The 6120-nt window shown below is 73.5% G+C and carries 4 protein-coding genes; 2 read left to right on the forward strand and 2 right to left on the reverse strand.

Going from position 1 to position 6120, the window contains the following annotated elements; translation table 11 throughout:
- Positions 1-122: 122 nt before the first annotated feature.
- Together CBZ_RS19525 and CBZ_RS19530 are read left to right on the forward strand one after the other, a co-directional pair.
- Positions 123-2786, forward strand: a complete 2664-nt coding sequence (locus CBZ_RS19525; RefSeq protein ID WP_130783106.1) for a multicopper oxidase domain-containing protein — start codon at positions 123-125, stop codon at positions 2784-2786.
- Positions 2787-2824: 38 nt separating this feature from the next.
- Entirely contained in the window at positions 2825-4111 is a 1287-nt protein-coding gene (locus CBZ_RS19530) for an amidohydrolase (RefSeq protein WP_246013560.1), read from the forward strand.
- 101 nt (positions 4112-4212) lie between these two features.
- Here CBZ_RS19530 and CBZ_RS19535 read toward each other — a convergent pair whose 3' ends face one another.
- Both CBZ_RS19535 and CBZ_RS19540 read right to left on the reverse strand, forming a co-directional pair.
- A complete protein-coding gene (locus tag CBZ_RS19535) occupies positions 4213-5538 on the reverse strand; it encodes a pectate lyase (protein WP_130783107.1) in 1326 nt (441 codons plus the stop codon).
- 169 nt (positions 5539-5707) lie between these two features.
- A partial coding sequence (locus CBZ_RS19540; RefSeq protein ID WP_507762215.1) for a phosphoglucose isomerase-related protein occupies positions 5708-6120 on the reverse strand: 413 nt, incomplete at its 5' end.

The raw sequence follows: 6120 nt of genomic DNA on the forward strand, positions 1-6120 counted from the left end.
CCCCCCGACCGTCCCGCCGCCGCTCCCGCTGACGCGGCGGCGGGACCCCCGGGACCCGACGACCTCGCGGGCCCAGCGACGCCGGCAGCCCCGGTGGCCGTGGCCGCGGGCGAGGTGACGGCATGACGCGCGCGTCCTGGCACCTGCGCGCGAACGCGCTCGTCGGCGCCTGGCTGGTCGCCGCCGTCCTGGCGACGCTCGTGCACCGCGCCGTGCCCGCCGCCGGGTGGCTCATGGTGCACCTGCTGCTGCTCGGTGCGGTGAGCACCGCGATCCTCGTGTGGAGCCAGCACTTCGCCGACACCCTGCTGCGTCGCCCCGCGCCGGGCGGGCGGCGGGGCCACACCGTGCGCCTCGCCGCGCACACCCTCGGGTCGGTGCTGGTCGTCGGCGGCCTCGTGTCGTCCGTGTGGGCGCTCGTCGTCGCAGGCGGGGTGCTCGTCGCCGGCGGTGCCGTCGCGCACGCCGTCGTGCTGGTCCGGCAGGGACGGGGCGCGCTGCCGTCGCGGTTCGGGCCGATGGTCCGCTACTACGTCGTCGCGACCGCGCTGCTGCCCGTCGGGGTCACGCTCGGCGTCCTCATGGCGCGCGGCGACCTGGCCGACGAGGTGCACGGGCGGGCGTACGTCGCGCACGTCGCGCTCAACCTGCTCGGGTGGGTCGGGATCACGGTGCTCGGCACGCTCGTCGTGCTGTGGCCCACCGTCCTGCACGCGCGCATCGACGAGCGCGCGGAGGCGGCCGGTCCGCGCGCCCTGCCCGTCCTCGTCGGCGGTCTCGGCGTCGTGTGCGCCGGTGCCGCGACCGGGTGGCGTCCGCTCGTGGGCGTCGGGTGCCTCGTCGTCGTCGCCGGGTGCGCGGTGCTCGTGCGGTCGATGGTCGACCAGGCGCGTGACTCCGCGCCGCGCACGTACGCCGCGTGGTCCGTCGGGGCGGCCGTCGCGTGGCTCGTCGTGTGCACGCTCGCCTACGGGGCGATCGTCGCGACGGCGCCGTCGTGGGCCGAGGCCGTCGACCGCGTGCGCGTGCTCGTCGTGCCGTTCGCCGTCGGGTTCGCCGCGCAGGTGCTCGTCGGGTCGCTGTCCTACCTGCTGTCCGTCGTGCTCGGCGGCGGTCCCGCCACCGCCCGCCGCACCGCCGCCGAGCTCGACCGCGGCGCCCTCGTGCGGCTCGTGCTCGTCAACGGCGGGCTCGCCCTCTACCTCGCGCCCGTCCCCGCCCCCGTCCGGGTCGTGTGCTCGCTCGTCGTCCTCGGGGCGCTCGCGACGTTCCTCGTCCTCGCGCTGCGCGCCGTGGTCCTCGCCCGCCGCGCCGGGCCGCCCGTCCCCGTGCCCCGGCCGACCGGGCCCGTGACCGCGGTCGAGGTCCCGCGACCGCACCGCAGCGGTGCCGCCGCCGTCGGCGTCGGGGTCCTCGCGCTCGTCGTGGCCCTGGGCGTCGCGCTCGACCCGCCTGCCGCGGGCATCGGCCTCGTCTCCGCGGCGGGCGCCGACGGCGTGGCCGCGACCGGCGAGACGCGGACCGTCCGGGTCGAGGCGCACGACATGCGCTTCTCGCCCGACCGGATCGAGGTCACCGCGGGCGACCGGCTCGTCATCGAGGTCGTCAACGCCGACCCGCAGACCGTCCACGACCTCACGCTCGCGACGGGCGCGACGACCGGTCGGCTCGCGCCGGGGGAGTCCGCGACCGTCGACGTCGGCGTGGTCGGACGGTCCCTCGACGCGTGGTGCGCGGTCGCCGGGCACCGGTACATGGGGATGACGCTCGACATCGTCGCCGTGGGCGGGGAGACGGTCACGGCAGACGACACGTCCGACATGGCGGACGACTCCGCCGGCGCCCGCGGCGGGCATGCGGGCCACGGCTCGACGGGCACGACCGGCACGTCCGCCGCGGCGGACCTCGACCTCATGGCCGCCCCCGACGACGCGTTCGTCGCACGCGACGCGACCGCCCCGGTCTCGCTGCCCGCGGGCCGGACCCACCGCCGGACGCTCACGGTGCAGGAGGTCGAGCGCGAGGTCGCGCCGGGCGTCACGCAGACGCTGTGGACGTTCGACGGCACCGCGCCCGGGCCGGTGCTGCGCGGCCAGGTCGGTGACACGTTCGAGATCACGCTCGTCAACGACGGCAGCATCGGCCACTCGATCGACTTCCACGCGGGCGAGCTGGTCCCGGACGACACGATGCGCACCATCCCGCCGGGGGAGTCGCTGACGTTCTCGTTCACCGCGACGCGCAGCGGGATCTGGATGTACCACTGCTCGACGATGCCGATGAGCCTGCACATCGCGAACGGCATGTTCGGGGCCGTGATCGTCGACCCGCCGGGGCTGCCGACGGTCGACCACGAGTACGTCGTCGTCCAGTCGGAGCTCTACCTCGGGCCGCAGGGCGGCGTCGCCGACGCCGAGCGGATCGCGACGCGCACTCCCGACCTGGTCGTGTTCAACGGCTACGCGCACCAGTACCGCGACCGGCCCCTGGAGGTCACCGCCGGGGACCGGGTCCGGTTCTGGGTGCTCGACGCGGGCCCCAACTCCTCGTCGGCGTTCCACGTCGTCGGCGCGCAGTTCGACACGCTGTACCGCGAGGGCGACTGGGTGCTGCGCGACGGTGGCTCGACGGGCACGGGCGGCGCGCAGGTGCTGTCGCTGGCGCCCGCGGAGGGCGGCTTCGTCGAGCTCACGATCCCGCAGGCGGGCACCTACCCGTTCGTCTCGCACGCCATGTCCGACGCCGAGCAGGGCGCGTCGGGGCGGCTCGTCGTCACGGCACCCTGAGGACGGAGGCCCGGCACGGCCGACGTACGGTGGCACGCATGACCCCCACCTCGTCGTCATCGACCCCTGCCCGCACGCCCGCCACCCGCACGTCCGCCACCCGCACGTCCGGCGCCGTCGCGATCGCGGGCGGCTACGTCGTCCCGGTCTGCGCGGACCCGATCGAGGGCGGGACGGTGCTCGTCGTCGACGGGCGGATCGTCGCCGTCGGCGCGGACGTGCAGGTCCCCGACGGTGCGCGCGTCGTCGACGCGACGGGCCGCTGGGTGCTGCCCGGCTTCGTCGACGGGCACGCGCACGTCGGGCTGCACGAGGAGGGCGAGGGCGCCGCAGGCCACGACACGAACGAGATGGTCACGCCGAACACGGCGGGCGTCCGGGCGGTCGACGCGGTGAACATCGAGGACGAGGGGTTCCGCGACGCGCTCGTCGGCGGCATCACGTCGGTCGTCGTGAAGCCCGGCTCGGGCAACCCGATCGGCGGGCAGTCGGTCGCGATGAAGACGTGGGGCGGCCGGACGGTCGACGAGCAGGTGGTCTCGGCGTCGGTGAGCGTGAAGTCGGCGCTGGGGGAGAACCCGAAGCGCGTGTACGGGGAGCGCAAGCAGCTCCCGTCGACGCGGCTCGGCACGGCCCTGGTGATCCGCGAGGCGTTCAACAAGGCCCGGCACTACGCGGCGGCCCGCGCGGCCGCGGCGACCAAGGGCGAGCCGTTCGCGACGGACCTCGCGCTGGAGACGCTGGCGCGCGTCCTCGACGGCGAGCTGGTCTGGGACCAGCACACGCACCGCCACGACGACATCGCCACCGCGCTGCGGCTGGCCGACGAGTTCGGGTACCGACTGGTCGTCAACCACGGCACCGAGGCGCACAAGATCGCCGACGTCCTCGCCGAGCGGGACGTACCGGTGATCTTCGGCCCGATGCTGACCAGCCGCTCGAAGGTCGAGCTGCGCGACCGGGCCGTCGCGAACCTCGCGGCGATCGCGGCCGCGGGCGTGCGGGTGGCGATCACGACCGACCACCCCGTGGTGCCGATCAACTTCCTCGTCCACCAGGCGACGCTCGCCGTCAAGGAGGGCCTGCCCCGGCAGACGGCCCTGGAGGCGCTCACGACCAACCCGGCGGCGTTCTTCGGCCTCGACGCCCGCATCGGGGCGCTCGAGCCCGGCCGTGACGGCGACGTCGTGGTCTGGTCGGGCGACCCGCTCGACGTCAACGCCCGCGCGGAGCACGTCCTCATCGCGGGCCGGACGGTCTACACGTGGGACGCCGACGCCCACCGCGGCCGGGTCGTCGAGCGCGCGGAGCGCTTCGCCGGCTGACGGGTACGACGGGACGGCCGACGGCCCCGGCTCCCGCACGTGCGCGGGGGTCGGGGCCGTCGGTGGTGGTGCGGGTCAGGCGTTCGGGGCTGCCGCCGCGGTCACTTGTAGGTGATCGAGGAGGTGGAGTACCCGCACGCGCTGGAGGGTCCGGAGCCGATCTTGGACGGTTCGCCGGAGGTGACGCCCTTGTACTCCTCGCAGATCGCGATCTTCTTGGAGGAGTCGTTGATGATCGTCACGTTGCTGATCGTGGCCTTGTCGCCGAGGTTGGAGTTGATCCCGACCAGGGACTTGCCCGGTGCGGTGACCTGCACGTTGTCGACCACGACGGTGCGGGCGTACTGCTTGGAGCAGTTCCCGCAGGAGCGGTAGAGCTTGCCGAAGTCGGAGACCTGGAAGTTCTTGATGACGAACTTGCCGGGCCCGTTGTGCTGGAACACCTTGTCCGAGGCGGACTTCGCGCCGCCGCCGTTGACGGTCATGACCTGGGAGGACGAGGAGCCCTTGAGGGTCGCGGCGTCCTCGCCGACGTCCTCCCACCACACGTTCTCCAGGGTGCAGGTGCCGGTGCAGTGCACGCCGTCACCGGCGCCGGTGCCGATGATGACGTTCTTGAGGACCGCACCGTCGGACAGCTGGAACATCGGCGGCTGGGACTCGTTCTGGTCACCCGAGGAGATGCCGTAGTAGCGCACGTACCCGCCGTCCAGGGTGCCCGAGACGCTGATCGTCGAGGACACCTTCTTCTCGCCCTTGGCCGACGGCCACGACGGGAACGACCCCGGGTTCGAGGTGGCGGTCGTGGTCGGCTTCGGCGTGGACGTCGCGGTCGTCGTCGGCGTGGGCGTCGAGGAGGAGGTCGCGGTCGGGGTGCTGCCCGAGCCGACCTTCACGAGCGACCACTGCTGGTGGTACGACTTGCCGTCCGTGAGCTGGACGATCGCGGCGCCGTCGGACGTGGACGCACCGGAGATCGACACGACCTTGCCCGAGTTCTTGTTGACGAGCCGGACGTAGTCGCTCTGGTCGACGAGCGAGAACTGCTGGCTGGCGCTGCTCGCGTCGGTGCTCTGGACGATCGCGGCGCCGTCGCTCGTGCTGGCGGACGCGACGGTGACGACCTTGCCGGAGTTGCGGTTGTGCAGCTCGTAGGTGCCGCTGCCGGACGCGACGAACTGGAACTGCTGCGACGTCGCGTCGGTGCGCGTGGCCGTGACGAGCGCGGCGCCGTCCGAGGTCGAGCCGCTCTTCACGTCGAGGACCTTGCCGCTCTTGCGGCTGACGAGCACGTAGTACGCGCTGCCGTCGGGCGACGCGGCCGAGGCGGACGACGCGACGCTGACGCCGATCGTCGCGGCCAGGACGCCGGCGACGCCGACTGCGACGGCTTGTCGCAGGCGGCGCGTGGTGTGGCGGGATGTCATGAGACCTCCAGGTCGGAAAGCGATTGCCTGGTCACCCAACCACGACAAATCACCCGGAGGTCCTTCTATGAAACCCTTCTCATGGCCTCGACCGGTCCAGACTTTCGCGCCCGCCGGGCACGCGTGAGGGCGCCGTCCCGACAGCAGGACGACGCCCTCACGGAGCAGGTCAGGCGCGCAGCTCGAGGTACTTCGCGATGAGCGCCTTCGTCGACGGGTCCTGCGCGTCGAGCGCCGCCGCGTCGCCCTCGACCGCGGGCGCGATCTCCGTCGCGAGCTTCTTGCCGAGCTCGACGCCCCACTGGTCGAACGAGTCGATGCCCCACACGACGCCCTGGACGAACGTGATGTGCTCGTACAGCGCGATGAGCTGGCCGAGGACCGACGGGGTGAGCGACGGCGCGAGGATCGACGTCGTCGGGCGGTTGCCGGAGAACACGCGCGCGGGGACGATCTCCTCGGGCGTGCCCTCGGCGCGCACCTCGTCGGCGGTCTTGCCGAACGCGAGGGCCTTGGTCTGCGCGAAGTAGTTCGCGAGGAACAGGCCGTGCACGTCGGTGCCGCCGTCCTGCAGCGGGTGCG

Origin of the sequence: Cellulomonas biazotea, assembly GCF_004306155.1 — a bacterium.
GTDB classification, from domain to species: domain Bacteria; phylum Actinomycetota; class Actinomycetes; order Actinomycetales; family Cellulomonadaceae; genus Cellulomonas; species Cellulomonas biazotea.